26 protein-coding genes are annotated in these 26,933 nt (G+C 64.8%); 11 read left to right on the top strand and 15 right to left on the bottom strand.

Translation table 11 applies throughout. From position 1 onward, the window contains the following. From ACQCSV_RS06495 to ACQCSV_RS06475, 5 genes are all read right to left on the bottom strand, one after another. Entirely contained in the window at positions 1–1,023 is a 1,023-nt protein-coding gene (locus tag ACQCSV_RS06495) for an NADP-dependent oxidoreductase (protein WP_354153952.1), read from the bottom strand. Further along, a complete protein-coding gene (locus ACQCSV_RS06490; RefSeq protein WP_282329299.1) occupies positions 1,020–1,451 on the bottom strand; it encodes an organic hydroperoxide resistance protein in 432 nt (143 codons plus the stop codon). Before ACQCSV_RS06490 ends, ACQCSV_RS06495 begins: the two co-directional genes overlap by 4 nt. Before the next feature lie 45 nt (positions 1,452–1,496). Next, complete coding sequence (locus ACQCSV_RS06485; protein WP_354153953.1) at positions 1,497–1,931, bottom strand: MarR family transcriptional regulator; 435 nt, start codon at positions 1,929–1,931, stop codon at positions 1,497–1,499. A 164-nt stretch (positions 1,932–2,095) separates the two neighbouring features. After that, positions 2,096–3,295: an amidohydrolase gene (locus tag ACQCSV_RS06480; RefSeq protein ID WP_354222322.1), complete on the bottom strand. Its 1,200-nt coding sequence runs from the start codon at positions 3,293–3,295 to the stop codon at positions 2,096–2,098. 87 nt (positions 3,296–3,382) lie between these two features. Further along, the gene (locus tag ACQCSV_RS06475) at positions 3,383–4,516 is read right to left on the bottom strand and encodes a mannose-1-phosphate guanylyltransferase (protein ID WP_354153955.1); all 1,134 of its coding nucleotides are present in this window, start codon (positions 4,514–4,516) and stop codon (positions 3,383–3,385) included. 256 nt (positions 4,517–4,772) lie between these two features. Here ACQCSV_RS06475 and sdhC point away from each other — a divergent pair, with 256 nt between their 5' ends. From sdhC to ACQCSV_RS06450, 5 genes are all read left to right on the top strand, one after another. After that, on the top strand, positions 4,773–5,153 hold the full coding sequence (gene sdhC / locus ACQCSV_RS06470) for a succinate dehydrogenase, cytochrome b556 subunit (RefSeq protein ID WP_426939365.1): 381 nt from the start codon (positions 4,773–4,775) through the stop codon (positions 5,151–5,153). Positions 5,154–5,156: 3 nt separating this feature from the next. Continuing rightward, positions 5,157–5,633 carry a succinate dehydrogenase hydrophobic membrane anchor subunit gene (locus ACQCSV_RS06465; protein ID WP_426939364.1) on the top strand — a complete coding sequence of 159 codons (477 nt, stop codon included), beginning with the start codon at positions 5,157–5,159 and terminating at the stop codon, positions 5,631–5,633. A 104-nt stretch (positions 5,634–5,737) separates the two neighbouring features. Beyond that, the gene (gene sdhA, locus ACQCSV_RS06460; RefSeq protein WP_354153957.1) at positions 5,738–7,546 is read left to right on the top strand and encodes a succinate dehydrogenase flavoprotein subunit; all 1,809 of its coding nucleotides are present in this window, start codon (positions 5,738–5,740) and stop codon (positions 7,544–7,546) included. Between the two features lies 1 nt (position 7,547). Then, on the top strand, positions 7,548–8,330 hold the full coding sequence (locus ACQCSV_RS06455; RefSeq protein WP_056347269.1) for a succinate dehydrogenase iron-sulfur subunit: 783 nt from the start codon (positions 7,548–7,550) through the stop codon (positions 8,328–8,330). Between the two features lie 94 nt (positions 8,331–8,424). Next, on the top strand, positions 8,425–9,195 hold the full coding sequence (locus ACQCSV_RS06450; protein WP_354153958.1) for an alpha/beta fold hydrolase: 771 nt from the start codon (positions 8,425–8,427) through the stop codon (positions 9,193–9,195). Here ACQCSV_RS06450 and ACQCSV_RS06445 read toward each other — a convergent pair. The 7 genes from ACQCSV_RS06445 to glyA all read right to left on the bottom strand — a co-directional run bounded on the left by ACQCSV_RS06445 (position 9,152) and on the right by glyA (position 15,675). After that, positions 9,152–10,216: a YihY/virulence factor BrkB family protein gene (locus ACQCSV_RS06445; RefSeq protein ID WP_426939363.1), complete on the bottom strand. Its 1,065-nt coding sequence runs from the start codon at positions 10,214–10,216 to the stop codon at positions 9,152–9,154. The two genes, ACQCSV_RS06450 and ACQCSV_RS06445, sit on opposite strands and share 44 nt — an antisense overlap. A 37-nt stretch (positions 10,217–10,253) precedes the next feature. Then, on the bottom strand, positions 10,254–10,859 hold the full coding sequence (locus ACQCSV_RS06440; RefSeq protein WP_426939362.1) for a 2'-5' RNA ligase family protein: 606 nt from the start codon (positions 10,857–10,859) through the stop codon (positions 10,254–10,256). 4 nt (positions 10,860–10,863) lie between these two features. Then, positions 10,864–11,907 (bottom strand): tryptophan--tRNA ligase, encoded by a 1,044-nt coding sequence (gene trpS / locus ACQCSV_RS06435; protein ID WP_426939361.1) that lies wholly within the window; start codon positions 11,905–11,907, stop codon positions 10,864–10,866. Between the two features lie 19 nt (positions 11,908–11,926). After that, entirely contained in the window at positions 11,927–12,760 is an 834-nt protein-coding gene (locus ACQCSV_RS06430; RefSeq protein ID WP_426939360.1) for an exodeoxyribonuclease III, read from the bottom strand. 10 nt (positions 12,761–12,770) lie between these two features. After that, entirely contained in the window at positions 12,771–13,334 is a 564-nt protein-coding gene (locus ACQCSV_RS06425; RefSeq protein ID WP_426939359.1) for a hypothetical protein, read from the bottom strand. A gap of 139 nt (positions 13,335–13,473) precedes the next feature. Further along, positions 13,474–14,373: a bifunctional methylenetetrahydrofolate dehydrogenase/methenyltetrahydrofolate cyclohydrolase gene (locus ACQCSV_RS06420; protein WP_426939358.1), complete on the bottom strand. Its 900-nt coding sequence runs from the start codon at positions 14,371–14,373 to the stop codon at positions 13,474–13,476. 3 nt (positions 14,374–14,376) lie between these two features. Beyond that, positions 14,377–15,675, bottom strand: a complete 1,299-nt coding sequence (gene glyA / locus ACQCSV_RS06415) for a serine hydroxymethyltransferase (protein WP_354153965.1) — start codon at positions 15,673–15,675, stop codon at positions 14,377–14,379. 257 nt (positions 15,676–15,932) lie between these two features. Between glyA and purU the strand changes: the two genes are divergently transcribed. The 3 genes from purU to ACQCSV_RS06400 are packed head-to-tail and all read left to right on the top strand — an operon-like array spanning position 15,933 to position 18,028. Further along, on the top strand, positions 15,933–16,793 hold the full coding sequence (gene purU, locus ACQCSV_RS06410) for a formyltetrahydrofolate deformylase (RefSeq protein WP_354153966.1): 861 nt from the start codon (positions 15,933–15,935) through the stop codon (positions 16,791–16,793). 26 nt (positions 16,794–16,819) lie between these two features. Further along, complete coding sequence (locus tag ACQCSV_RS06405) at positions 16,820–17,500, top strand: class I SAM-dependent methyltransferase (RefSeq protein ID WP_354153967.1); 681 nt, start codon at positions 16,820–16,822, stop codon at positions 17,498–17,500. Positions 17,501–17,509: 9 nt separating this feature from the next. Next, on the top strand, positions 17,510–18,028 hold the full coding sequence (locus tag ACQCSV_RS06400) for a gamma carbonic anhydrase family protein (RefSeq protein ID WP_282329315.1): 519 nt from the start codon (positions 17,510–17,512) through the stop codon (positions 18,026–18,028). 9 nt (positions 18,029–18,037) lie between these two features. On the opposite strand, the gene ACQCSV_RS06395 is transcribed toward ACQCSV_RS06400, so the two are convergent. Both ACQCSV_RS06395 and ACQCSV_RS06390 read right to left on the bottom strand, forming a co-directional pair. Beyond that, the gene (locus ACQCSV_RS06395; RefSeq protein WP_354153968.1) at positions 18,038–19,732 is read right to left on the bottom strand and encodes an NAD(P)/FAD-dependent oxidoreductase; all 1,695 of its coding nucleotides are present in this window, start codon (positions 19,730–19,732) and stop codon (positions 18,038–18,040) included. Beyond that, positions 19,732–21,267, bottom strand: coding sequence for an amino acid permease (locus tag ACQCSV_RS06390; RefSeq protein WP_354153969.1), 1,536 nt, complete (start codon positions 21,265–21,267; stop codon positions 19,732–19,734). Before ACQCSV_RS06390 ends, ACQCSV_RS06395 begins: the two co-directional genes overlap by 1 nt. Before the next feature lie 158 nt (positions 21,268–21,425). Here ACQCSV_RS06390 and ACQCSV_RS06385 point away from each other — a divergent pair, with 158 nt between their 5' ends. Continuing rightward, positions 21,426–23,051: a PucR family transcriptional regulator ligand-binding domain-containing protein gene (locus ACQCSV_RS06385; protein ID WP_426939357.1), complete on the top strand. Its 1,626-nt coding sequence runs from the start codon at positions 21,426–21,428 to the stop codon at positions 23,049–23,051. On the opposite strand, the gene ACQCSV_RS06380 is transcribed toward ACQCSV_RS06385, so the two are convergent. After that, positions 23,030–23,824: a nitrilase-related carbon-nitrogen hydrolase gene (locus ACQCSV_RS06380; RefSeq protein WP_354154214.1), complete on the bottom strand. Its 795-nt coding sequence runs from the start codon at positions 23,822–23,824 to the stop codon at positions 23,030–23,032. The two genes, ACQCSV_RS06385 and ACQCSV_RS06380, sit on opposite strands and share 22 nt — an antisense overlap. A gap of 204 nt (positions 23,825–24,028) precedes the next feature. On the opposite strand from ACQCSV_RS06380, the gene ACQCSV_RS06375 reads away from it, so the two are divergent. Together ACQCSV_RS06375 and mmsA are read left to right on the top strand one after the other, a co-directional pair. Beyond that, positions 24,029–25,219, top strand: a complete 1,191-nt coding sequence (locus ACQCSV_RS06375; protein ID WP_354222338.1) for an ROK family transcriptional regulator — start codon at positions 24,029–24,031, stop codon at positions 25,217–25,219. Between the two features lie 131 nt (positions 25,220–25,350). After that, a complete protein-coding gene (gene mmsA / locus ACQCSV_RS06370) occupies positions 25,351–26,907 on the top strand; it encodes a multiple monosaccharide ABC transporter ATP-binding protein (protein ID WP_354153972.1) in 1,557 nt (518 codons plus the stop codon). Positions 26,908–26,933 lie beyond the last annotated feature (26 nt).

The following is a 26,933-nucleotide window of genomic DNA, read 5'->3' as shown; positions in this document are numbered from 1 at the left end:
TTAGAGGCGCACCAGCATCTTGCCGGTGTTCGCGCCGTCGAGCAGGTCAATGAAGGCCTGGGGGGCATTCTCCAGTCCATCCACCACGGTCTCGTCATACTGGACTGAACCGTCCGCAAGCCAGGCTGACATCTTCCCGAAGAATTCAGCACTGTGCTGGCGCTGTTCGCTGACCAGGAACCCCCGCAGGGTGAGCTGCTTGCCAATGGCAAGCGCGAGGTTCCGCGGCGCGGGAGTGGGTTCGGTGGAGTTGTACTGGGCTATCGCACCGCACATGGCCACGCGGCCGCCCACATTCAGAACCGCCAGGGCAGCCTCGAGGTGACCGCCGCCCACGTTATCGAAATACACATCAATCCCTGCGGGTCCTGCCGCCTGGGCAAGCTGTTCGCGCACCGGCCCGTCGTTGTAGTTGAACGCGGCGTCGAAACCCAGTTCCAGGAGCCGGGCCGCCTTCTCCGCGGTTCCGGCGCTCCCTATGACCCTGGAAGCGCCCATCGCCTTGGCGATCTGGCCCACAAGCGAGCCCACGGCGCCAGCTGCTCCGGACACGAACACGGCATCGCCTGGTTTGAACTCCGCCACTTTGAGCAGCCCCGTGTAGGCCGTCAGCCCGGTCATGCCCAGCGCGCCAAGGTACGCCGACGCCGGCGCAAGGTCCGTGCGGGCAACCGAGGTTGCGCCTGCTTCCAGGACCGCGAATTCCCGCCAGCCCAGTTGATGTACGACGGCGTCCCCCACCTTTCGCCCCTCGGCCCTGGACGCGATGACCTCACCGATGGCGCCGCCGTCGAGCGCTGCATCCAGCGCGAAGGGCGCCGAGTACGACTTGACGTCGTTCATGCGGCCTCGCATGTAGGGGTCCACGGAGATGTAGAGGTTGCGGACCAGGATCTGGCCGTCCTGAAGCTCCGGCAGCAGTGACTCCGCCAGTAGGAAGTTTTCGCTGACGGGACGACCTACGGGACGTGAGGCCAGGCGGATTTCCCGGGTGGATGTTGGAAGTGCCGTTGTCAGGTTCATGCTGCGAACTCCAGGATCTTGATGTCCACGGTGATGTTTCCGCGGGTGGCGTTGGAATAGGGGCAGATCTGATGCGCTTGGGCCACCAGGGACTCGGCCGTGGCGAGGTCCAGGGCCGGAACCGCGATCTCCAGTTCAGCGGCGAGGCCGTAGCCCACGCCATCGGTGAGCGCGCCGAAGTGGATCTTGGCCGCCACGGCCGAGTCGGTCAGGTCTGCGCGCTCCTTGCGCCCCACGAGGCGGAGTGCTGAGTGGAAGCAGGCCGCGTAACCGGCGGCAAACAGCTGCTCCGGGTTGGTGCCCTGGCCATCACCGCCGAGCTCCACGGGACTGGCAAGACTGACTTCCAGCTTCCCATCGTTGGTGCGTGCGCTGCCCTCGCGGCCTTCGCCTGAAGCCAGGGCCTCGGCAGTGTAGAGAGTCTTCATGTACGGTCCGTCCTGTTGGATGTGGATCACGGAAATCTTGCGGGCTCAGTGCGCGCGGTGAAGGGCTTCGGTGAGCCTTTCCAGAGTGGTGCGAAGCTGTTCCAGCTCATCGGCCGACAAACCGGCGGCGTCCGCCAGGTGCCGTGGAATCGCGTTGGCTTTGCTGCTGAGCGAGCGTCCGGCCGGGGTCAGGTGTACTGCCACGCGGCGCTCATCCTCCCCGGACCGGCGGCGCTCCACGAGCCCCATTGCCTCGAGTCGCTTGAGCAGCGGTGACAGCGTGCCGGAGTCAAGACCCAGCTCCTCGCCGAGCGCTTTGACGCCCTTCGGCTCCGATTCCCATAGGACCAGCATCACCAGATACTGCGGGTACGTCAGGCCCAGGTCTTCCAGGACGGGGCGATAGACCGCTGTGGCCGCGCGGGACGCGGAATACAGGGCAAAACACACCTGGCGGTCGAGGCGGGGGGCTTCAGTCATATCTAATACGGTAGCCTACAATTCAATTGTGCACAACTCATTTCGTTGAAAGAAGCGCGAACGTACACTTGGGGCCCTCCGAGTGGGCCCCAAGTGTACGTTCGCGCTTGTGTGGGGGCTTAAGTGTTCGTTCGCGCGGGAGGGGGTGAGGTGTGGCGCGGGGGCTAAAGGTCGCGGATGGTCCGGAGGGCTGCCGCCGTGAGGACCTGGATACCCAGGCCAAGGGCACGTTCGTCCAGGATGTAGTCACCGCGGTGCAGGTCATACTCTTCGCCGCCCGGGGTTTTGGTGCCCAGGCGCATCATCGCGCCGGGACGCTCGGCCAGGAACCAGGCGAAGTCCTCGCCCCCCATGGACTGCGGTGTCAACACAACGGCGCCCTCACCAATTTCGGCGCGGGCTGCGGCCTCAATGAGCGCAGTCTCGTGCTCCGAGTTGACCACCGGCGGCACTCCCCTGGTGTGTTCCAGATGGACATCCACACCATAAGGAGCGGCCACCTGCTGCACCACCTCGTCCAGGAGCTCGCCGGCGTCATGCCAGGCGTCGCGGTCCAGGCAGCGCATGGTGCCCGCCATGTAACCCGTGCCCGGAATGGCGTTGGGTGCCGATCCGGCGCTGATCTGGCCCCACACCACGGACACTCCGCTGCGGACATCCACCCGGCGGGACAGCACGGCAGGGACGTTGACGGCGATCTGCGCCAACGCAAAAACCAGGTCCTCGGTGAGGTGCGGGCGGGACGTGTGGCCGCCGCGGCCTCTCAGTTCGATCTTGATGGTGTCCGAAGCGGACGTGATTGCGCCGATGCGCGTCCCGATTCGTCCGACGTCGATCCTCGGGTCGCAGTGCAGCGCAAAGATGCGCGGCACACCATCAAGGACGCCCTGGTCGATGCAGGAAAGCGCGCCGCCCGGCATGGTTTCCTCAGCCGGCTGGAAGATGATCCGGACGGAGCCGCCCAGCGGCGACTCCTGGTGCATGCTCTGGAGGACCAGGGCAACGCCGAGCATGGTGGCAGTGTGGACATCGTGGCCGCAGGCATGGGTCACGCCATGGTTCTTGGAGGCAAACGGGAGGCCCGTTTCCTCGATGATTGGCAGGGCGTCAATATCGCCGCGGAGCGCAGCGGCGATCGGGCCCTCGCCGATGTCGACAGTCAGGCCGGTACCTTCAAGCCGCCGCGGGGACAGTCCGGCTGCTTCGAGCCGATCCACCAGCTTGTCCGTGGTGCGGAATTCCTTGAAGGAAAGCTCGGGGTGCGCATGCAAATCCCTGCGGAAGTCGATCAGCTCCGGCAGGAGGGGTTCCAACCATGGCCGCACTAATGCGGTGGGCTCGGCTTCAGTAGTGTAATTACGCACTCATTTACTCTAGCGAGCGTCCACGGAATAGCGTCATCAGGGCGGGCGCGTTACAGATTGTGCCGCGGCTGGACACTCCCGACCGGGTTACAAAACGTCGGTGTCGCCACTGGCCTTGAGCGCGTCAACGGCTCCCTTGACCCGCTGCGCGTGCTGCTTGGTGGTCACCAGGAGGGCATCGCCCGTGTCAACGATGACCACATCCTTGATGCCGATCAGGGCGATCACGCGCTTCGTGTCCGAAACCACCACACCGCTGGCGTTTTCGGTGAAAACCCGGGCGCCTTCACCGATAACGGTGACGTCATCGACTTCCCGCGCACTGTTGAGCCGCCCCACCGAAGCGAAGTCCCCGACGTCGTCCCATCCGAAAGTGCCGGGCACAACGGCCACATCGCCGGCGGCGGCGGCAGGCTCGGCCACCGCATAGTCGATGGCGATCTTGGGCAGTGTGGGCCAAACACGGGCGGTGACGGCATCACGTTCGGGAGTGTCCCAGGCCTGGGCGATCTCCTGAAGGCCCTTGAACAGCTCCGGCTGGTTGGCCTCAAGGTGCCTCAACATTAAGGCAACGGGAGCCACGAACATTCCTGCGTTCCAGACATACTCACCGCTGTCCACATACTGCTGGGCAACTTCCTCGTCCGGCTTTTCCACGAACTCCACTACGGCCTGGGCGCTGGGCGCACCATTGATGTGGAGCGCCTCGCCGGCGCGGATGTAGCCGAAGCCCGTGGACGGGTGAGTCGGCTTGATGCCGATGGTCACGATCTTGCCGGCGGCGGCCGTGTGGATGGCCTCGCGGACGGCTTCCTGGAAGAGGTGGTCAGGACTGATGACCTGGTCCGCGGCGAAGGAACCCATGATGGTGTCCGGGTCTCGCTCATACAGGATGGCGGCAGCCAGTCCGATGGCGGCGCCGGAATCCTTGGGCTCGCTCTCCAGGACCAGGTCCGACTCCTGGACCTCGGGCAGCTGCCGGCAAACGGCGGCCCGGTGCGCAGTGCCCGTCACCACCAGGACGCGCCTGCCTGCGAGCGGCTCCAGCCGGTCGTAGGTAGCGCGCAGCAAAGTGCTGCCGGACCCCGTGAGGTCGTGCAGGAATTTGGGAGCGGCTGCTCGCGACAGGGGCCAGAGGCGGGTCCCCACTCCGCCTGCCGGAATCACCGCAATAAAGCGGTTCAGGGGTGAATCCGGGCTTGTCACTGTGTCTGTACTCATCACGGCCTACTTTAGCTGACGAGCCGTGAACTGCCCGTTCAGAACCCTCCGCCACCTCCCGCGGACCCACCATGGTGTGGTGTTCGTCTCATATGCAGGCAAAACGCAGGCATTGCGGGTCACCAAGGAGTTCCTAAATTGAATAAGCTGTAAGCGAAGCCTAGATTTAGGCCTGAGCTACGAGTTGCTCTCGCAGCAGGCGTTCCCCCCGCGTGGATCTCATGCCAGCGCCGCTGTGTTGCAGGGAGGTTTATCAGTGCCGACAAAACCAGCTGGCACCTTGTACCGCGGCCGTGAAGGCATGTGGTCCTGGGTAGGACACCGGATTACCGGTGTAGTGATCTTTTTCTTCTTGTTGGTCCATGTGCTGGACACCTCATTGGTGCGTGTGTCCCCGGAGGCCTACACGGCTGTTATCGGTTCCTACAAGAACCCCCTTATGGCCCTGGGTGAAACGGGCCTGGTTGCCGCGATCGTCTTCCACGCCTTTAACGGCCTGCGGATCATCGCCGTCGATTTCTGGCAGAAGGGCGCCAAGTACCAGCGCCAGATGCTGTGGACCGTCCTGGCCCTGTGGGTAGTTGTTATGGTCGGCTTCTCCATCCGCCACCTTTCCCTCGCCCTCGGAGGTCACTAAGCCATGACTGCAACTATCGACAGCCCACGCAGCGGGAAAAACAGCAGCGGCAAAATCTCCCCCCAGTACCGCCGCACGGGCGCCAGCCGGGGCAACTTCGAAATGTTCGCGTGGCTGTTCATGCGCCTGTCTGGCTTAGTGCTGGTGGTGCTCATCTTCGGGCACCTCTTCGTGAACCTCCTGGTGGGTGAGGGCATCCACGCCATCGACTTCGGCTTCGTCGCCGGCAAGTGGGCTGACCCGTTCTGGCAGGTCTGGGACCTCGCCATGCTGTGGCTGGCCATGCTGCACGGCACCAACGGCGTACGCACCATCATCAACGACTACGCCGAGAAGGATTCCACCCGTCTCTGGCTCAAGATCGTCCTCTACGCGGCCACCACCGTGATCATCGTCCTTGGCACGCTGGTGATCTTCACGTTCAACCCGTGCCCCGTGGTTGACGGTGTTCCGCTGCCCGGCGGCTTCTGCCCCTCGTAGCCAGTTCAGCCGCTGCCCGCGGTGAGCCGCAGGCTGTGTTTTGCGGTGCAGGCAGCGCCCGCCCGTTGTTTTATAGCGAATTTTGAGAGAAAGAGCGCCCAAGTATGCAGGTCCATAAGTACGACGTCGTCATCGTCGGTGCCGGTGGCGCTGGCATGCGCGCCGCGATCGAGTCCGGTCAGCGCGCGCGAACAGCAGTACTGACCAAGCTCTACCCCACCCGCTCGCACACCGGTGCTGCGCAGGGTGGCATGTGTGCGGCCCTTGCCAATGTCGAAGAAGACAACTGGGAATGGCACACCTTTGACACCATCAAGGGCGGCGACTACCTGGTTGACCAGGACGCCGCCGAGGTCATGGCGAAGGAAGCCATTGACGCCGTGCTGGACCTGGAAAAGATGGGCCTGCCGTTCAACCGCACGCCCGAAGGCCGGATCGACCAGCGCCGCTTCGGCGGCCACACCCGCGACCACGGCAAGGCGCCCGTCCGCCGCGCCTGCTACGCAGCTGACCGCACCGGCCACATGATCCTGCAGACGCTGTACCAAAACTGCGTCAAGCACAACGTGGAGTTCTACAACGAGTACTACGTCCTTGACCTCCTGACGGTCGAGGAAGACGCCGTCCGCGAGGACGGCACGCCGTACAAGCAGAAGCGCGTTGCTGGCGTCGTGTCCTATGACCTCGCCTCCGGTGAGCTGCACGTGTTCCAGGCCAAGTCCGTGATCTTCGCTACCGGCGGCGCCGGCAAGGTCTTCAAGACCACCTCGAACGCCCACACCCTGACCGGCGACGGCATGGGCATCGCGTTCCGCAAGGGCATTCCGCTGGAGGACATGGAGTTCTTCCAGTTCCACCCGACAGGCCTCGCCGGCCTGGGCATCCTGCTTTCCGAAGCCGCACGCGGCGAGGGCGCCATCCTGCGTAACTCCGAGGGTGAGCGATTTATGGAACGCTACGCCCCCACCATCAAGGACCTGGCACCGCGTGACATCGTGGCCCGCTCCATGGCCAACGAAGTCCGCGAAGGCCGCGGCTGCGGCCCGAACAAGGACTACGTCCTCCTTGACCTGACCCACCTGGAGCCGGCACACATCGATGCCAAACTCCCGGACATCACCGAGTTCGCCCGCACTTACCTGGGTGTGGAACCGTACACGGAGCCGGTTCCGGTGTTCCCCACGGCGCACTACGCCATGGGCGGCATCCCCACCAACATCACCACCGAGGTCCTGCAGGACAACGACACCGTCATCCCGGGCCTTTACGCCGCCGGTGAGGTTGCCTGCGTTTCGGTCCACGGCTCCAACCGCCTCGGCACCAACTCACTGCTGGACATCAACGTGTTCGGCAAGCGCGCCGGCATCGCCGCCGCGGAGTACGCCAAGACTGCTGACTTCGTGGACCTCCCGGAGGATCCGGAGGCCTACACCATCGAGCTGCTGGACATTGCCCGCAACGGCACCGGCGACGAGAAGGTGGCGGTGATCCGCAAGGAACTCCAGGACACCATGGACGCCAACATGCAGGTGTTCCGTACGGCTGACACGCTGAACCAGGTCCTCACGGACATCGAGTCCTTCGAGGCGCGGTACAAGAAGATCAGCGTCCAGGACAAGGGCAAGCGCTTCAACCTGGACCTGCTCGAAGCCGTCGAGCTGGGCTTCCTGCTGGAACTGGCCAAGGTCATGACCGTGGCGGCCCTGCACCGGGAGGAATCCCGCGGCGGACACTTCCGCGAGGACTTCCCGGAACGCGATGACGATAAATTCATGAAGCACTCCATGGCGTACAAGGATGACCGCGCCCCGGCCGACGGCACCGCGGGGACCGCGGAAACAACAGCCGGCATCCGTCTGGGCACCAAACCGGTCGTCTTTACCCGTTACGAGCCGATGGTGAGGAAGTACTAAGATGACCGCTGAACTTGCTGAGCCAGCCTCCAAGATCGAACTGCCCGCACACATCGGAGGCGGCGGAGAGATCCCCACGTTCGACGTCACCCTGCGCGTACGCCGTTACAACCCTGAGGTGTCCGAGGACGCCACGTGGGAAGACTTCAAGGTGACCATGTACGGCACCGACCGCGTGCTGGATGCCCTGCACAAGGTCAAGTGGGAAATTGACGGCAGCGTTTCATTCCGCCGTTCCTGTGCCCACGGTGTCTGCGGTTCCGATGCCATGCGCATCAACGGCCGCAACCGCCTTGCCTGCAAGACGCTCCTGAAGGACCTGGACACCACCAAGCCCATCACCGTTGAGCCCATCAAGGGCCTGCCGGTGGAGAAGGACCTGATCGTGGACATGGAGCCGTTCTTCCAGTCGTTCCGCGAAGTCATGCCGTTCCTGATCAACAAGGGCCACGAACCCACCAAGGAACGCCTGCAGTCTGCCGAGGACCGTGAACGCTTCGACGACACCACCAAGTGCATCCTCTGCGCGGCGTGCACGTCCTCCTGCCCGGTGTTCTGGACCGATGGCCAGTACTTCGGCCCGGCCGCGATCGTCAACGCCCACCGCTTCATCTTCGATTCCCGTGATGATGCCGGCGACATGCGTCTGGAAATCCTGAACGACAAGGAAGGCGTGTGGCGTTGCCGCACCACCTTCAACTGCTCCGAAGCATGCCCACGTGGCATCCAGGTGACCCAGGCAATTGCCGAGGTCAAGCAGGCAATTCTCTCCCGTAAGATCTAATTCAGGTTCTTGCTTACGACGGCGTCACCCACCTTAGGTGGGATGGGCGCCGTCGTTGTTTAACACCTGACGCCACCAACGAAAGCAGCTCGCGATGTCCCGCTCCGAAAAAGTCAGCTTCGAAGGATCCACCGGCGAGCTCCTGTCCGGCATCATCGATATCCCGGAGGGGCCGGTGCGGGGCTGGGGTGTGTTCTCCCACGGTTTCACCCTTGGCAAGGACAGCCCGGCGGCGTCCCGGATGTGCAAAACCCTGGCTGACACCGGCATTGGGATGCTCCGGTTCGACAACCTGGGGTTGGGCGAGTCCGCAGGCTATTGGTCGGAGGGCTCCTTCAGCCACAAAGTGGCCGACACTGTGAAGGCCGCCGAGTTCATGCGCGCCCAGGGCAAGGCCATCTCCCTGCTGGTGGGCCACTCGTTCGGCGGTGCCGCCGTGCTTTCCGCCGCCCGCCAGATCCCGGAGCTCGACGCCGTCGCGACAGTCGGTGCCCCCTTCTCACCCAAGCACGTGGCGCACGTCTTCGACGCCGCCCTGGACAAGATCCTCAGCGAAGGCAGCGCCGAGGTGGACCTCGGCGGGAAACGCGTGGAGATCCGGAAACACTTTGTGGAAGACCTTGAGAACGCGGACCTCACGGACTGCATCCGGCAGCTGCACAAGCCGCTGATGGTGCTCCACTCCCCCACGGACAACACCGTGGGCATCGAGAACGCCAGCTCCATCTTCCAGACCGCCCGCCACCCCCGGAACTTCGTGTCCCTCGAGGGAAGCGACCACCTCCTGACCGGCAAGGGCCAGGCAGCGCGGGCGGCCAGGATCATCGCTGCCTGGGCCGACCAGTACCTCGACGCCGGGAAGTAGCCGCCGCGCCGGCACGGTCGTTGTCGGTGCGCCCCTCCACCGGCACTTTGCCCGGCTGGACGTGCCGTGAGCCCCACCCGGCCTTCTCGTGCTCCGCGGAAACGCTGCGCAGGTCCACTTCCCGGATGGCGGACCAGCTGGCGCACACGAGGTAGACCTGGCTGACCAGGTTGAACCAGATCAGCAGGCCGATGATAATGGCGAACGGCGCCAGGATGGGATTCCGGCCGGCGCCGGCAAGCAGTTCGGCACTGAAGACCTGCAGCGCAGCCGTCCCGACGCCGGCCAGGATGGTACCTTCCAGCAGCGCCCGCCTGGAAAGCTCCAGGCCGCCGACAAGGCGGAACATGATCACCGCGGTGATCCAGTTAAGCGTCAGCGGAACGCCTATCTTGATCAGCGTGGTCAGCGGACCCGCCACGGCGTCGTCTAGTTGCAGGAAATCCGTGACCCAGCCTGCGGCGGTTCCAAATACGAGGGAAGCTCCGGCGCTGACTACCAGGGCCATGCCCAGGAGGAGCAGCGTGCCGGCGTCGCGCAGTTTCAGGACAACCGGGTTAATCTTCAGGGGCGGGTGCTCCATCACGCCACGAACGCCGTCCCGCAACGCAGCGATCCAGCCCAGCGACGTCACGATCGTGACCACTGCCGCGATCACCGCCGTCCAGCCTAGACCCTCAGGGTTCAGCAGGTCCTGCGGATCCACCAGGCCCTCGCCGCCATTCAGCTTCAACAGCCCGGGAGCACTCTGCGCCACGCTCGAGATAATGGTGTCCAGGAGGGCGGGCTGGCCCCGCAGCACCAACCCGGCGATGGAAAAGCCAGTGGCCAGCAGGCCGGTGATGGAGAAGAACATCCGGAAACCGATACCGGCGCTCATCAGCGGACCGTGCTGGAGGTTGTAGTGTTGCCAGGCCCGCATCGGCCGGAAGGCATTCAGCCGCGCGAGGAGCCACTGGAACATTGCCATCATGCCGGCCACCGGGCCGCCGTCGGACCTCTTGGTTTTGCCCCATTCCATCCGCTTTTGGATGACGGCCAGCCTCAGCCGCGCGCGTTCAGTGGGAAGAGGCGGATCCCCCGGAGTTGGCGGCCGCGTCCGCGGCCCAGGTCCCGGCGTCGTTGTCAGTTTCGGTCCCAAAGTCCAACTCTTCCCGTAGCTGCCAGATGCCGTCAGCATCGTGCTCGTAAAGTCCCATGCTAACCACAGGGAACGTCGCCCTATAGTCCTTCAGCACCGTTTCGGCTTCGTCGAGGCTTTCGGGCGCAACATCGTGGGCGATCGTCACGTGCGGGTGATAGGAGAACGGCAGATCCCGCTGGAGCGGGCCTGTCTGGAGCTTTTCGTGGAGGTCCACGCAGGCGTCGAAACCCTCCTCAACGTTGATGTAGACCACCGGGGACACCGGCCGGAAGGTTCCCGTTCCTGCGATCGTGACCATAAACGGGGCCTGGGCCCTGGCGACCTCACGGACGTGCTCCCGCGTTGCCTCCCAGTCCTTGGCGGGGGTGGTGGTGACCAGGGTGATGTGGGCTGGGATCACCCCGGCCATGGGATCGCCAAACGAGGCGCGCCACCGTTGAAGTTCTTCCGCGATGGCAGGGGGGAATCCCAAAATGACGCCTACGCTCATTCCTTCACTGACATTGCTGGCGGCGGACATCGAGCTAGCGGACTCCTGCAAGGCTCAGGGACGGAAGGAAGCCCATACGCTCATAGACCTGACCTAGGGTAACTGCGGCGATCTCCCTGGCCCGCTCAGCACCCTGGGCCAGGAGCCGGTCCAGCTCGGCGGGGTCGGCCATCAGTTCATTGGTGCGGTTCCGCAGCGGCGTGATGAAGTCCACCATGACCTCCGCGAGGTCCACTTTCAGGTGGCCGTACATCTTGCCCCCGTACACAGCCTCCAGCTCGGCCACGGACTTCCCGGTGAGGGTGGAGTAGATGGTGAGGAGGTTGGAGATCCCGGGCTTGGCTTCGGCATCGAACCGGACCTCGGATCCGGTGTCGGTGACCGCGGACTTGATGCGCTTGGCCGCGAGCTTGGGATCCTCCAGCAGTTGGATGGAACCGTTGGGCGACTCCCCCGTCTTGGACATCTTGGCGCTGGGGTTCTGCAGGTCGTAGATCTTGGCGCTGGCCTTGAGGATGGTGGCCTCCGGCACAGTGAACGTGGGGCCGTAGCGTGTGTTGAAGCGCTGGGCCAGGTTCCGGGTAAGCTCCAGATGCTGCCGCTGGTCTTCGCCCACCGGCACGAGGTCCGTCTGGTACAGCAGGATGTCGGCTGCCATGAGCGTGGGGTATGCGAACAGGCCAAGCGTCGCGGCGTCCGCGCCCGACTTCTGCGTCTTGTCCTTGAACTGGGTCATCCGGGAAGCCTCGCCGAAACCGGTGATGCAGTTCAAGGCCCAGGCCAGCTGGGCGTGCTCGGGGACATGGGACTGCACAAAGAAGATGCTCTTGTCCGGGTCGATGCCGGCGGCGATGTACTGCGCGGCAACCACACGGGTGCGCTTGGCCAGTTCGGCGGGATCGAAGTCCACTGTGATGGCGTGAAGGTCCGGGATGAAGAAGACGGCATCATATTCGGCTTGCATGTCCACCCAGTTGCGGACAGCGCCAATGTAGTTGCCCAGGTGCAGGGAGTCGGCCGTGGGCTTGGCACCTGAGAGGATGCGTTTTTTGGTCACCGGTGAAGTCGGGCTAGTCATGGGGAAGAACCTTCGGGGCTTAGAGCCGGTAGTCCACTACCAGCGGAGCATGGTCAGAGAAGCGGGTGTCCCACGAGGGCGCCCGGTCAACCACTGCCGAAAACGCGGCGGCGGCGAGTGCCGGGGTTGCCATGTGGTAGTCGATGCGCCATCCGGTGTCGTTGTCGAACGCCTGGCCACGCTGCGACCACCAAGTGTAGGGGCCGTCGACGTCTCCAGCAAGGCCCCGGTGGACATCCTTCCAGCCGATGTCCTCGCCGAAGAAGCGGTCAAAGTAAGCGCGCTCGTCAGGCAGGAAGCCGGCCTTCTTGACGTTGCCCTTCCAGTTCCTGATGTCCCGTTCGGTGTGGCCCACGTTCAGGTCGCCAACCACGAGGGCGTGGTCGCTGTGCTTGGTCAGCTCCGGCAATCTGGTGGTCATGACGTCCAGGAAACGGTACTTATCCACCTGCTTCGGGGTTCCCACGCCGCCGGAGTGCACGTAGGCGCTGGCGACGGTCAGCTGCGCGGGGTTCCCCGCGGCGTCAGCCACCCTGAAATCAGCCTCAACCCAGCGGCCGGCGGTTGCGAAGTAGTCGTCGCCGATGCCGTTGCGGGTTTCCAGCGGCTCTTCACGGGACGCAATGGCGACACCGGCGCGGCCTTTGGCCTCGGCTTCGGCGTGCAGGATGTGCCAACCATCACCGAGCAGCTGGCGCACGATCGCGTCAGGCGCCCGGACTTCTTGGAGGCAGAGAATGTCCACCTCGCGGGGCTCCAGCCATGCCGCCATACCGTTCTTGTAGGCAGCCCGGAGGCCGTTGACGTTGACTGATGCGATGCGAAGGTGGTCCTTCTTCAATGCCGAGATCACCCGCACCACTCTAGTCGATGATGGTTCCGCTGACCGGGTCGCCGGTGCCGCCGCCGGCGCGGATCATGTCGCGGGCGTTGGTGGCGGTGATCTCGATGGTCTCCAGCGCGCGGCGGATCGTGTCCTGGTCCGCGGCTTCACCTTTGGCGCGCTCCTTCTCCACCACCTGGATCTGCACCTGGACGATCTTGAACGAGTGGTCCAGCTTGAGGTCGCGGACCGCGTCCGCGTCGGTGCGTTCGTACACCACCCGGGTGCCGCCATGGTCGGCCGAGGACGACGACGGCGCCCGGCCGGCTGCAGTGTTGAAGGCGTTCTGGGCCTCGGTCAGCTTGGCGCCGGCTTTTTTGGCGGCCTTCTGGATGCTGAACACGACAAAGGCTGCCAGGGCCAGCCAGAAAGCGGCGATGACGGCGACAACCCAGCCCACGACATCGTTCTGATTGGCCGCAAAGATCACGGCAACGAGGAAAGCGATGACAAAAACCATCATTCCCGGGCCACTGATCCTGAGCATGGAGAAGCCGCCCTTGGACCGGCCGGACGGAGTTTGAGGGTTACCCAGAGATCGCATGGGTCCATTGTCTCAAACGCCGCAGCGCCCCACGGCCCCTTCCACCCCCGGCGAACACCACATCCCTGCGGTTAAAGCCCGACGGCGGCCCGCGCCCTTCGCGAGAAGGTGCGGGACCGCCGTCGTACTGTTCTTGCGGTTAGGCGAGCCCTGCCTGGCGTTCCGCGGTTTCCACCACGTTGGCCAGCAGCATGGCGCGGGTCATCGGCCCCACGCCGCCCGGGTTCGGGGAGATCCATGCGGCGACGTCAGCAGCCGCGGGGTCCACGTCTCCGGTAACCACCGCCTTGCCGTTGCCGTCCTCCACTCGGCTCACGCCGACGTCGAGCACTATGGCGCCCGGTTTCAGGTCTGCCGCCTTGATTATGTGCGGGACGCCCGCAGCAGCGATCACGACGTCGGCCTGGCGGAGTTCGGCGGCCAGGTCCACGGTCCCGGTGTGCGCCAGGATGACCGTGGCGTTGACATCCTTGCGGGTCAGCAGCAGCCCGACGGGCCGGCCGATGGTCACACCGCGGCCCACCACCAGGACGCGCTTGCCCTTGAGGCTGATACCGTGCCGGGTGAGCAGCTCCACGCAGCCCTTGGGCGTGCACGGCAGCGGCGACGTCATGGGTCCGCCGACGTTGGCCACCAGGCGGCCAAGATTCATCGGGTGCAGGCCGTCGGCGTCCTTGTCCGGATCCATGGCCTCCAGGATGACGTCCTGGTTGATGTGCTTGGGCAAGGGAAGCTGCACGATGTAGCCGGTGCACTCCGGGTTCCCGTTCAGCTCACGGACCACCGCCAGGAGTTCGTCCTGCGTGGTTTCCTCGGGGAGGTCGCGACGGATGGACGTGATGCCCACCTCGGCGCAATCCTTATGCTTGCCGCCCACATACCAAGTGCTCCCGGGGTCGGAGCCCACCAAAATGGTGCCCAGTCCGGGGGTAACACCCTTGGCCTTGAGCGCGGCCACACGTTCGGTCAGTTCGGCCTTGATGGCAGCGGCGGCAGCCTTGCCGTCAAGAATCTGTGCAGTTCCAGTCGCAGTGGTCATGGATTACCACTGCTCGTGCTGCGGGTACAGCGGGAAATCGGCGGCGAGCTTGTCCACGCGGGACTGCAGGGCCTCCACGTCCGTGGCGGAGCCAGCCTTCAGGGCGGTGGCGATGATCTCGGCCACCTCGGTGAACTCCTCGGCGCCGAAGCCGCGGGTGGCCAGGGCCGGGGTGCCGATGCGCAGGCCGGAGGTGACCATCGGCGGGCGCGGGTCGAACGGGACCGCGTTGCGGTTCACGGTGATGCCCACGGAGTGCAGGAGGTCCTCGGCCTGCTGTCCGTCCAGCTGGGAGTTGCGCAGGTCCACCAGGACCAGGTGCACGTCCGTGCCGCCGGTCAGGACGGAGACGCCTGCTTCGGCGACGTCGGCTTGGTTGAGGCGCTCGGCAAGGATCTTGGCGCCTTCGAGGACACGCTCCTGGCGCTCCTTGAATTCCTCGGTGCCGGCGATCTTGAAGGCCACGGCCTTGGCCGCGATGACGTGCATGAGCGGGCCGCCCTGCTGGCCCGGGAAGACATTGGAGTTGATCTTCTTTGCCCACTCCTGCTTGGCCAGGATCACACCGGAGCGGGGGCCGGCGAGGGTCTTGTGCACGGTGGAGGTGACGACGTCGGAGTAAGGCACCGGGCTCGGGTGCAGGCCGGCTGCCACCAGTCCGGCGAAGTGGGCCATGTCGGTCCAGAGCAGCGCACCCACTTCATCGGCGATGGAGCGGAAGGCTGCGAAGTCCAGGTGGCGCGGGTAAGCGGACCAGCCGGCAATGATGACCTGGGGCTTCTCGGCGATGGCCTGCTCGCGCAGCTTGTCCATGTCAACGCGAAAATTGTCCGGCTCCACCTGGTAGGCAGCGACGTTGTAGAGCTTGCCGGAGAAGTTGAGCTTCATGCCGTGGGTCAGGTGGCCGCCGTGAGCCAGGGAGAGGCCCAGGATTTTGTCACCGGGGGTGATCATGGCGGACAGTGCTGCGGCGTTGGCCTGCGCACCGGAGTGCGGCTGGACGTTGGCGTACTCGGCACCGAACAGTGCCTTGACGCGGTCGATGGCCAGCTGCTCGGCGATGTCCACATATTCGCAGCCGCCGTAGTATCGGCGGCCCGGGTAACCCTCGGCATACTTGTTGGTCAGGACCGAGCCCTGGGCTTCCATCACGGCGCGCGGGGCGAAGTTTTCGGAGGCGATCATTTCCAGGGTGCCGCGCTGGCGGCCAAGTTCCTGGTTGAGTACTGCGGCGATTTCGGGATCGAGATCGGCCAGCGACTGGTTGCTGACGGCGGCTGATGTGGTGGCGGTAGTAGTCACGAAAAACTCCTGGCTAGGGATACGGGCACTGCTAAGGTCAGGCTACCGGCTGGCGCACCACACCGCCCCTTGATGACAGGGCATGAAAGTGAGCTGCATCCTTAAAGGGTGCAGCTCCGGTAAGACATGACCCTCGGCCCAGGCGTACGATCCGTGGTCTTCGTGATTGCCACTCCCTGGTGGTTAGCCACCCAACGCCAGTTGCGACCCCACCAGACTACCAAACGCGGACGCGCCGCGCGGGTAGGCTTGTAGTCGTGACTGAAGAGCAGCTGAACCGAGCTTACGTATTGACATTGTCCTGCCCGGACCGCCCCGGAATTGTCCACGCCGTGGCCGGAGCGCTGCTGGTGGCGGGCTGTAATATTTTGGACTCGCAGCAGTACGGCAGCCCCGCAACCGGCAACTTCTTTATGCGGGTGGAAGCAACCACGACGGCTTCCCGGGCCGAAGTCCAGGCAGCCCTTGGGCCGGTGGCCCACTCCTTCGGCATGCAGTGGAGCCTCAACCCCGTGGGCCAGAAGGTGCGCACGCTGCTGATGGCCAGCACGTCCGCGCACTGCCTCAACGACATCCTGTTCCAGCAGCGTTCCGGTAGCCTGCCCATCGAGATCCCCGCCATTGTCTCCAACCACCGTGACCTGGCCGGGCTGGCCGAGTTCTACGGCATCCCGTTCCACCACATCCAGGTCACTCCGCACACCAAGGCCCAGGCCGAGGACAAGCTCCGCGCCCTTATGGCCGAGCACGATATCGAACTGACCGTCCTGGCCCGCTACATGCAGATCATTTCGGATGAGCTGTGCGCGGACCTTACCGGCAAGGCCATCAACATCCACCACTCATTCCTGCCGTCCTTCAAGGGCGCTAAACCCTACCACCAGGCCCATGCCCGCGGCGTCAAGCTGATCGGCGCTACCGCCCATTACGTCACCGCCGCCCTGGACGAGGGACCAATCATCGAGCAGGAAGTTATCCGCGTGGATCACGCCCGCACCCCGGAGCAGTTCGTGCAGATGGGCCGGGCCGTTGAAGGCCGCACTCTGACTCAGGCCGTCCAATGGCATGCCGAACACCGTGTGCTGCTGGACGGCAACCGGACAGTCGTCTTTAATTAAGAGGACTTTCACCAAAGGACTGGGCCATGGAGCCAGCTGAGGCGGCGATGAAGGAACACGGCAGCGAACAGCGTCTCGCCGAGTTCTACAACCGCCGCGCCGCGTCCGGCTGGGATCATCCCCTGTCGCCCCGGCGGGTGGAACAGCGCGGACTGTTCATCAGCCTGCTGAAATCCGAAGCCCGCCACGGCGTCCTGGAAATAGGCACGGGCACGGGACTGGACGGGCTGACGTTTGTCCAGGCCGGGATCCATTACACCGGCGTTGACCTCGCCGAGGGCCACGTCCGGCAGGCCCGGTCCAAAGGCCTCGACGTCTCGGTGGCAAGCGCCCGGAGCCTGCCGTTCGCCGATGGCACGTTTCCCGCGGTTTGGTCAATGAGCACGCTGCTGCACATCCCCGCCGCCGATATCGACGGCGTCCTGCGTGAACTGGTGCGCGTCGCGGCACCCAACGCGCCCATCGCCGTCGGCCTCTGGTCCGGTGACGACGAAGAAGGTCTGAACCCGGAGGACGACCTCGAACCCCGGCGCTTCTTCAGCCGGCGCCGCGACGAAACAGTGCGGCGGGTTTTCGGACGGCACGGCACGATCGAGGATTTTGTCACCTGGCCGGAGGGCACGGGCGAAGAATCCGGCCCGGGCGCCGGGAACTGGACGCAGCACTACCAGTTCCTGATACTCCGCACCCCTGCGCTGATGTCCTAGGCTTGGCCCATGGCTCCCCTATACGATTTCGCCGGCGAATCACCGGCCGTTCATGCATCCGCCTTCATCGCCCCGACGGCGTCGATCATCGGCAAGGCCACGCTCGCTTTGGATTCGAGCGCCTTTTATGGTGTTTCGGTCCGGGCGGACACGGCCGCCATCAGCGTCGGCGCCGGCAGTAACCTGCAGGACAACGTGGTCCTCCACGCAGATCCTGGCTTCCCCTGCACAGTCGGGGCCGGGGTCAGCGTGGGGCACGCCGCGGTGGTCCATGGCTGCACGGTGGAGGACAACTGCCTGATCGGCATGGGGGCCACGGTCCTCAACGGAGCGGTGATTGGCACAGGCTCACTCGTAGCAGCGGGCGCGGTGGTCCTGGAAGGGACGGTTGTGCCGCCCCGGTCACTCGTGGCCGGGGTCCCCGCCAAGGTACGGCGGGAACTCACCGACGAGGAGTTCGACGGCGTGCGGCAGAACGCCGTCCGGTACGTCGAACTGGCGCGGGCGCACCGGGAGCTGCACGGCTAGTCCCCACCCTTAATCCAGCGGAATAGGCCCGATGGCGTCCAGGAGTTCGCCGGGGCCCGGATTGCCCGGCGCCGAGGACCCGCCCAAATGGTTCACCACACCCCACACGGCGTTCAGGCCGGTGGTTACGGCGCCTTCGGCCCAGCCCGCGGTGAAGGACACGTCGTCACCGGCGAGGAAGATCCCACGCTGGGATTCGGGCAGTTTGTCCTGCTTGAAGTGCGTGAAGAGCCGCTGCTGGTAGCGGTAATGCCCCGGCAGGTTCGCTTTGAAGGCCCCCATGAAGTTGGGGTCCGCTTCCCAGGAAACGGTAATTGGCTGGCCCACGATGTGGCTGGCAATATCCACGTTCGGGTAAATCTGCTCCAGCGAGTGCAGCATCAGCTCAACCCGCTCGTCAGCATCCAGCGACAGCCATTTGAGCGCGTCATCATTCCACGTGTAGGACAGCAGGATCACGGCGGGCTTGTCCGGGCCGTCATCCAGGAGGTACGTGGCCCTGTTCAGCCGGTCCGTCAGGGTCATGGACAGGACCTCACGGCCGGTGTCCGGATCGGTGTCCTTCCAGAACGGCCGGTCCACCATCACAAACGTCTTGGACGACTGCATGTAGTGAGAGCGCTCGATCGCGGTCCACAGTTCGGCCGGGAACAGTGCCTCCTCGGTGTGGATTCGTGTGGACAGCAGCCACGACTGGCACGTGGTCACCACGGCAGGGTAGCTTGCCTCGCGGCCCCAGCGCTCCCGGATCCGGAGGTCGCCGTCGGCATCGCGGCTGATCTTGCCCACAGCCCCGCGGGGCGAGCCGGAGTGGAGCGACGCCAGGGACGTTCCGTCCGGCCAGTTGGCCATGCCCGACGGCGCGTGCTGCCACAGTGCCTCGGGGAGCCGTTGGGCTCCCCCGCTGATGAGCCGGTGCTGGTCATCGGCGTCGGTATAGACCACGCGGAGAATTTCAAGGATGGAATTGGGGAAGTCGGTGTCCCAGCCGCCGGTGCCGAAGCCCACCTGGCCAAAGGCCTCACGGTGCGCAAAGCCGGCTTCCTTGAAGGACTCGCTCCCGGCGATGAACCCATAGAAGGTCTGCTCGTCCATCAGCGGCAGCAGCTCGTTCCAGAGTTTCTTGATCCGGCCCGTGTCCCGGGCCCGGATGGCCTCCTGCATTTCGACGAACTTCGCTCCGTCGTTCACCGCGGCCTTCCAGGCATCGGCCACCTCGCGGAAGAACGGCGGCAGGTCCTGGGCGGTCTCGGCGTAGTATTTCTGGCCGGCCAGTTCGATCACGGTACTGGAGGTGACGGGTGCCAGCGGGTTGGGGAAATCCTGGGTGTCCAGTCCCAGCAGGTCAACGTAGTGGTAGAAGGCCCTGCCGGACACAGGGAACCGCATCCCGCCAAGATCGGCCACCACGCCGGGAGCGGACGTGAAACTGGCAGTCCGCAGGCGGCCGCCGATCTGGTCCGCTTCGTAGACAACAGGACGCAGGCCCATCTTCATCAATTCGTACGCCGTGACGAGGCCAGACAGGCCTGCCCCGACAACGGCGACTTCGGTGCCGTAAAGCTCCGGCGGAACCGCGCCGAGCCCTGCCGGGTGGGCCAGGTAGTGGTCGTAGCTGAACGGAAAATCAGGGTTCAGCATAGTGATGGGGCCAGCCTGGGTGCTGGCCGGGTCGGAAGCCGGGAGTTCGGTGGCGACGGTCATTAAAGCTCTGCCTTCGTTCGTTCGGGGGTGGACTGTGTTGAAGATTCCGGCCTGCTCAGCTCACGGTATTCCTCCAGGCTCAGCGCCGCCACCCTGGAGTTCCGGCGGCCATAGCCGAAGTAGGCCGCCAGGCCCACCAGCATCCAGATTCCGAAGGTCACCCAGGTCTCGGCCCCGAGGTTGGCCATGAGGTACGCGCACATCAGGGCGCCGAGGATCGGGGTCAGGGGGAAAAACGGCACGCGGAACGTACGCTCCAGCTCGGGCCGGGTGCGGCGCAGGTAGATCACGGCCACGTTGACCAGGGCGAAGGCGAACAGGGTTCCGATGCTCGTGGCGTCGGCCAGGGCGCCAAGCGGGACGAGCCCGGCGGTGAGGGCGACGGCGGTGCCCACCAGGAGCGTGCCCGCCGCGGGGGTGCCGGTACGGCGGGAGACGCGGCCGAAGACCTTCGGAATGAGCCCGTCGCGGGACATGGAGAGCAGGATGCGGGTCTGGCCGTACAGGACAGTCAGGACGATGCTCGCGATCGCCAGGACGGCGCCGACAGCGAAGACAAGGGCGATCCAGGGCTGGCCGGTAGTTTCCTCCAGGATCTTCACGAGGGCCGCTTCGGTGCCGTCGAACCAACCCCAGGGGCGGGCGCCAATGGCTGCGACGGCCACCAGGACGTAGATGGTGGTGACGATGACCATGGAGAGCATGATGGCGCGGGGCAGGTCGCGCTTGGGGTTGCGGGCTTCCTCGCCGGCGGTGGAGGCTGCGTCGAAGCCGATGTAGGAGAAGAAGACCCGGGATGCGGCCGCGGAGACTCCGGCGGCGCCCATCGGCAGGAGCGGTTCGAAGTTGCCCGCATTGAAAGCGGTGAAGGCCACGACGCAGAAGAAGAGGAGGATGCCCACCTTCACCACAACGATGGACGTGTTGATCCAGGCGCTTTCCCTAGCTCCGCGGACCAGCAGGATGGTTGCCAGCACCACGATGACCATGGCAGGGACATTGACCAGGCCGCCGCCGCCCGGGGGCTGGGACACGGCGTCAGGCAGGACCTGCCCGAACACTGCCAGAGCCTCGTTCACGTACTGGCCCGCGCCCACGGCAACAGCCGCGACGGAGACGGCGTACTCGAGGACCAGGCACCAGCCGCAGATCCAGGCCATGCCTTCGCCCATCGTGGCGTAGGTGTACGAATAACTGGAACCGGACACGGGGACCATGCCCGCCATTTCTGCATAAGAGACGGCTGAAAGCAGCGCGGCGAACCCGGCGATGGCGAACGAGATCCAAATGGCGGGCCCGGCCAGCGGAACAGATTCGCCGAGGATCACCAGGATGCCGGTCCCCAGGGTGGCGCCGACGCTGATCATGGTCAGCTGCAGGACCCCGAAGCTGCGGACCAGCTTCGGTCCGCCATGGCCGCTTTCCGCTTCGCTGACCATCTGTCCGATGGGCTTCCGGCGTAGCAGTTGCGCGCCCAGCCCGGGACGGCCGGCTGGACGGCCTGTGGCAGGTCCGGAGAGTGTTGGCACAGTCATCGTTGACGTCCGTTCGTGAGTAGTTGTCGGTTTCCCTCATCCAGCGTAGGGGTGTGAGCCGGATCTCAGGGATGTGCAAAGTGACCTATAGTTTTCAATCATGAGACGTAATGCACCAATCTTAGCCAGCGCCGGACACGTCGGCCAGGACTCCTTCCGTGCAGCCTGATGCCGCGGACCACCTGGATGCGGTGACCCTGGGCCAGTTTTTGGCAGCACTCCCCCGGGACCTCAGGGTCCTGCACGATGCTGGTAACTCCAGCGCTCCGTTGCGCTGGGTGGAACCCAGCGAACTGGAGGATCCCACGCCCTACCTCCTGGACGGGGAGTTCGTCCTCACGGCGGGACTGCCGTTCCTGGACGCAGGCGGCACGAAGGAGCGGGCGGAAGCGTACGTCCGGCGGCTGGTCGGCGCAGGCGTCGCCGCCTTGGGATTTGGCCTCGAGCCCTACTTCGACGACGTCCCGGACCACGTGATGTCAGCCTGCCAAACCCATCAGCTCACCCTGGTGCAGATCCCCAGCAGCGTCCCCTTCGCCGCCATCGGCTTGGAGTTCTCCCAGCTCCTGGAATCCGGAAATGCCCGGGTCTTCCGCCAGCTGGCGGAGACCAATCGGCGACTGATGCGGGCTGTGCTGTCGGCCAGGCCCGAGCACGAGCTCCTGTCCGCGTTGGCACAGCAGGTTCCGGTGTGGGCCCAGCTTTTCGGGGCGGACGGACGCGTGCGGGCCCGTGCGGCAGCGGCCGGGACCGGCGCTGCCGCCGCCGTCGAGCCTTCTGCCCTGCACCCGATACTCAAGCGGCTGCTGGCAGGCAACGGCCCGCGGGTGGAGACAGACTCGTTTCCGACGGACGGTTCGGCCTTCGTCTTCGGCCATCCCCTCCGGAGCACCAGGGACGCCACCCTCGGGGCTCTTATCCTGGGCACGGACAAGCCGCTGACCCCGGCGCAGAACAGCGTGGTGTCCTCTGTGGTGGGGCTGCTGGAACTGCTGGTGCGACAACGCACCAGCGGCTCGCTCGCCCCCAGCCAGCTGGCAACGGCACTCCTGCTGCGTCCCGAGAGCCTGGCCTCCGGATCAAGCCGGCGGCTGAACGTCCTTAGGGACCTCCTGGCCCAAAGCGTTTCCGGAACCCGGTCCGGTGCCCTGCGGGTGATTCAGGGCGTCCGCGCGGATGTTGCGCCGACCGCGTCGGCGGACGGTCCGGTCCGGGAACTGCTGCAGTGGCGCAGGCTGTTCGACACGAAGATGGTGGAACTGACGGAATACGGGTTTGCCGCCGTCACGCGGTTCAAAGTGGACGACACGCTGCTGCACGAGGTGGAGGACCTGGGCTGGCGCCTGGTGGTGGGCGATCCCACCGAAATGGCCGGCCTTCCTGCCGCCTATCAGCGTGCGGCGTCGCTGCGATCCCGCGTCCAGGCAAGCGGAGAAAGCGTGCGCGTGGATGACGTCACGTGGTCAGTCGCGGGACTGTTGGGCCGCAGCGCCGGCACCATGCTTGCCGCCCGGCTGCTGGAACCGGTCCTGGCGCAGGAGCCTGACCGAATCAGCTCCCAGCTGTTCGTCCTGAAGTCATGGCTGGGCGAAAACGGCAATTGGGATGCCAGTGCCAAAGCCCTCGGGATGCACCGGAACAGCGTGCGGCGCCAGATCAATGCACTGGCCGAGCTGCTGGCCATGGACCTGGGCTCCGCCCAAGTGCGAGCTGAACTGTGGATTGCCCTGCAGTACGTGGACGGCCTGGAGGACGGCGGGCCTCAGATGCCCCAGGACCGGTAGAGCTCCGGGCGGCGTTCACGGAGATAGGGCACCACGTCACGGGCATTTCGGGCAGCGTCCGGATCCACCTCGGCATACAGGAGTTCGGCTCCCGGTCCCGCCGCGGCCAGCAGCGAACCGTCCGGCCCAGCGATGACGCTACCGCCCAGGAATTCGCAGCCCTCCTCGATTCCGGAGTGGTTGGCATAGGCGATGGTCAGTTGGCTCTCCAGCGCGCGGGCCCGGAGCAGGACCTGGGGGACGGTCTCGAATCCGTGCGCCAGCGCGGTGGGCACCAGGAGCAGCTCTGCTCCAGCCAGTGCCGCCGCCCTGACCGTTTCCGGAAATTCCACGTCGTAGCAGATCACCATCGACGTCCGGAAGCCGTTGAAATCGACGACGGCGGGAGGCTCCTCGGCGGGGCTGAACGCCGCGCGTTCGCCATGACCGAAGAGGTGCACCTTGGCGTAGGTGAGAAGCTCAGTGCCGGTGGTGTCCACCAGCGTAGAGGTGATGTGCCAGCTGCCCCCGCCCGCGACTGACGGCAGGCTGTAGGCCAGTCCGATTCCGTGGCGGCGGGCGATCCCTGACAGCGTTTCCCTGATGGCGGGAATCCCGGAGGGGTCTAGCTCCGCACGTAGCCGCAGCGGCGCGTAGCCCACCGCAAACAGTTCCGGGGTGACCAGCACCGCTGCGCCTTCAGCAGCGGCAGCCTGGGCAGCCGCATCCAGGGCAGCGCAGTTTGCATCCACGTCCAGCACTCGGGCGTTCGCCTGCATCAGGGCCAGCAGCACCGTTTCCACCTCACATGATCGGGACGGCCGAAGGAAGTATGCGGCCGCTTTGTTCAGCCTAACCACCGGCCGTGATCGGTTCCGGGGCAGACTGCACTGGCCAAGCCTCCAAATGGACGGATCATCCCATCATTTCGTCTCATCCGGCAGGCATATTGCGTTAACTTCTTGACTACAAGGGTGAAGTAGGGCAATCTTCTCTTCATGTCCGCCACACCGCGCTCGACGAGGAGCAAGCCAAAGAATCCGGGATCCCAGTCAGCCCTCCGGCAACTGAACCAGCAACGGATCATCGAGACCCTCATGAGCGGCCCGTCCACGCAGGCCGAGCTTGCGCGCCAGACCGGACTGTCCACTGCAACTGTGTCCAACATCGTCAAAATCATGCAGGATGCGGGCCTGGCGTCAACCGAACCGATCACCAGCTCCGGGCGCCGGGCGCTCAACGTGAGACTCAACAGCAACGGCGCGGTCGCTGTGGGTATTGACTTCGGCAGGCGGCATCTCCGAGTGGTCCTGGCGTCCCTGAGCTACCACGTGATCGCCGAAGAATCCGTCCTGCTCCCCTTGGGCCACCAGGCCGAGGAAGGCATCCAGGCGGCTGTTGCACTGCTGGATAAACTGCTGGAGCAAAGCGGCGTGGACCGGACCCTGGTGGTGGGTGCCGGCGTCGGAATCCCGGGACCCATCGACCGCCGGACCGGCACCGTCGCACAGGGCGCCATCCTCCCGGAATGGGTGGGCATTAACATCCTTCAACACCTGGAGGACACCCTCAAAATCCCCATCTTTGTCGACAACGACGCCAATCTCGGCGCCTGGTCGGAGGTCACGTGGGGGCCGCATACGGGGGTCAGCAACCTGATGTTCCTCAAGATCGGTTCCGGCATCGGAGCCGGCCTGATCCTCAACGGGGCCCCTTACTACGGCACAGTGGGCATCACCGGGGAAATCGGCCATGCCACCATCCATGAACACGGTCTCGTGTGCCGTTGCGGCAACCGCGGCTGCCTGGAAACCATCGCCTCCACCACCACCATGATCGAGCTCCTCGGCCGCGGGGAAGATCCGCCCCTCACGCCTGCGGACATCGTCCGGAAGGCCCTGGCACGCGACTCCGCGACACTGCGCGTGGTGGACGATGCAGGCCTGGCAGTTGGGCGCGCCCTGGGCAACGTAGCGAACCTGATCAACCCTGAAGTCATCGTGGTGGGAGGCCCGCTCGCGGGCCTGGGTGAGCTGCTGCTCGCCCCCATTCGACGGGGGCTGATCCGGCATGCAGTACCGGTGATCGGCGAGACCACCACACTGACGATGTCCTCACTCGGGGACCGCGCGGAGGCTTTGGGAGCAGCCGCGCTGGTGTTCCAGTACGCCGGCATCCGGCGAATGTAGCCGTTTCGTTATCCGCATAATTGCGTTAAAGACTTGACGATAACGGGTGTGATCCAGTTTACTTTTTCATCAGACGCCCCTGCGCTTTGCGGGGCGGACAAAGAAGTCATGCATTGGAGGCGTAAGGGCAAATGACGTCCCAGACCACGCACAGTCACCCGGTCATCCTGGAGATGCGTTCCATCACCAAGGAATTTCCCGGTGTCAAGGCATTGTCGGAAGTGAGCCTCCGGGTCAAAGCCGGCGAGATTCACGCTATCTGCGGCGAAAATGGCGCCGGCAAATCCACGCTGATGAAGGTGCTTTCGGGCGTCTACCCGTACGGCAGCTACGACGGCGACATCGTGTACCAGAACGAAGTCCAGCAGTTCAAGGACATCCGGGCCAGTGAGGCGTCCGGCATCGTGATCATCCACCAGGAGCTGGCCCTGATCCCGGAGCTCTCCATCATGGAGAACATCTTCCTGGGCAACGAACCCACCAAGCGCGGCGTGATCAACTGGACGGAGGCGCGCCTCCGTTCCACCGAACTTCTGGCCCGAGTAGGCCTGCGCGAAAACCCGGACACCCCCATCAAGGAGATCGGCGTCGGCAAGCAGCAGCTGGTGGAGATCGCCAAGTCGCTGAACAAGTCGGTCAAGATCCTCATTCTGGACGAGCCAACCGCTGCACTGAACGAATCCGATTCCCAGCACCTCCTGGACCTGATGCTGGGCCTCAAGGGCAAGGGCATCACCTCGATCATCATTTCCCACAAGCTCAACGAGATCGAACAGATCGCCGATTCCATCACCATCATCCGGGATGGCAAGGCGATCGAAACCCTCGATGTCAAGGCCGACGGCGTCGACGAGGACCGCATCATCAAGGGCATGGTGGGCCGCGCCTTGGAGTCCCGCTTTCCCGACCACACACCTCAGATCGGCGAGGTGTTCTTCGAGGTCAAGGACTGGACCGTGGGCCACCCCGCCATCCAGGACAGGCTCGTCTGCAAGGGTTCCAACTTCTTCGTCCGCCGCGGCGAGATCGTTGGCTTTGCCGGGCTGATGGGTGCCGGCCGCACCGAGCTCGCCCGTTCCGTTTTCGGCCGGTCCTACGGGCGGTTCATCGACGGGCACACCTACAAAGACGGCAAGGAAGTCAGCCTCAAGAGCGTTCGCCAGGCCATCGACGCCGGACTCGGCTACGTGACTGAGGACCGTAAGTCCCTGGGGCTGAACCTTCTCGATGACATCAAGACCACTACCGTCTCGGCCAACCTGAAGAAAATCAGCCACCACACCGTGGTGGACACGAATGCGGAGTTCACGGTGGCGGAGCAGTACCGCAAGTCGCTGCGGACCAAGACTCCGTCCGTGGAGGAAGGGGTGGCCAAGCTCTCCGGCGGCAATCAGCAGAAGGTGGTCCTCGCCAAATGGATGTTCACGGACCCGGACCTGCTGATCCTGGATGAACCGACACGCGGGATCGATGTGGGTGCCAAATACGAGATCTACGGCATCATCCAGCAGCTCGCCAACCAGGGCAAGGGCGTCATCGTCATCTCTTCCGAACTGCCCGAGCTGCTGGGACTTTCCGACCGTATCTACACCATCTTCGAAGGTGCCATCACCGGAGTCCTGAACAAAGACGACGCAAGCCAGGAAAGCCTGATGAAACTCATGACGTCTGCCCGTAAATCCGCCTGACCCTCTGGAATCCTCCAGATCCTTCC

Origin of the sequence: Pseudarthrobacter sp. S3 (genome assembly GCF_050156905.1) — a bacterium.
Classification (GTDB): Bacteria; Actinomycetota; Actinomycetes; order Actinomycetales; family Micrococcaceae; genus Arthrobacter.
This window is presented reverse-complemented; position numbering and strand designations above follow the sequence as displayed.

Excerpts from the sequence above, each read along its gene's own strand:
- ACQCSV_RS06495 (WP_354153952.1), bottom strand. The coding sequence starts at position 1,023 with ATGAACCTGACAACGGCACTTCCAACATCCACCCGGGAAATCCGCCTG.
- ACQCSV_RS06490 (WP_282329299.1), bottom strand. The coding sequence starts at position 1,451 with ATGAAGACTCTCTACACTGCCGAGGCCCTGGCTTCAGGCGAAGGCCGC.
- ACQCSV_RS06485 (WP_354153953.1), bottom strand. The coding sequence starts at position 1,931 with ATGACTGAAGCCCCCCGCCTCGACCGCCAGGTGTGTTTTGCCCTGTAT.
- ACQCSV_RS06475 (WP_354153955.1), bottom strand. The coding sequence starts at position 4,516 with ATGAGTACAGACACAGTGACAAGCCCGGATTCACCCCTGAACCGCTTT.
- ACQCSV_RS06465 (WP_426939364.1), top strand. The coding sequence starts at position 5,157 with ATGACTGCAACTATCGACAGCCCACGCAGCGGGAAAAACAGCAGCGGC.
- sdhA (WP_354153957.1), top strand. The coding sequence starts at position 5,738 with ATGCAGGTCCATAAGTACGACGTCGTCATCGTCGGTGCCGGTGGCGCT.
- ACQCSV_RS06455 (WP_056347269.1), top strand. The coding sequence starts at position 7,548 with ATGACCGCTGAACTTGCTGAGCCAGCCTCCAAGATCGAACTGCCCGCA.
- ACQCSV_RS06450 (WP_354153958.1), top strand. The coding sequence starts at position 8,425 with ATGTCCCGCTCCGAAAAAGTCAGCTTCGAAGGATCCACCGGCGAGCTC.
- ACQCSV_RS06445 (WP_426939363.1), bottom strand. The coding sequence starts at position 10,216 with ATGGAATGGGGCAAAACCAAGAGGTCCGACGGCGGCCCGGTGGCCGGC.
- ACQCSV_RS06440 (WP_426939362.1), bottom strand. The coding sequence starts at position 10,859 with ATGTCCGCCGCCAGCAATGTCAGTGAAGGAATGAGCGTAGGCGTCATT.
- trpS (WP_426939361.1), bottom strand. The coding sequence starts at position 11,907 with ATGACTAGCCCGACTTCACCGGTGACCAAAAAACGCATCCTCTCAGGT.
- ACQCSV_RS06425 (WP_426939359.1), bottom strand. The coding sequence starts at position 13,334 with ATGCGATCTCTGGGTAACCCTCAAACTCCGTCCGGCCGGTCCAAGGGC.
- ACQCSV_RS06420 (WP_426939358.1), bottom strand. The coding sequence starts at position 14,373 with ATGACCACTGCGACTGGAACTGCACAGATTCTTGACGGCAAGGCTGCC.
- ACQCSV_RS06405 (WP_354153967.1), top strand. The coding sequence starts at position 16,820 with ATGGAGCCAGCTGAGGCGGCGATGAAGGAACACGGCAGCGAACAGCGT.
- ACQCSV_RS06400 (WP_282329315.1), top strand. The coding sequence starts at position 17,510 with ATGGCTCCCCTATACGATTTCGCCGGCGAATCACCGGCCGTTCATGCA.
- ACQCSV_RS06395 (WP_354153968.1), bottom strand. The coding sequence starts at position 19,732 with ATGACCGTCGCCACCGAACTCCCGGCTTCCGACCCGGCCAGCACCCAG.
- ACQCSV_RS06390 (WP_354153969.1), bottom strand. The coding sequence starts at position 21,267 with ATGACTGTGCCAACACTCTCCGGACCTGCCACAGGCCGTCCAGCCGGC.
- ACQCSV_RS06375 (WP_354222338.1), top strand. The coding sequence starts at position 24,029 with ATGTCCGCCACACCGCGCTCGACGAGGAGCAAGCCAAAGAATCCGGGA.
- mmsA (WP_354153972.1), top strand. The coding sequence starts at position 25,351 with ATGACGTCCCAGACCACGCACAGTCACCCGGTCATCCTGGAGATGCGT.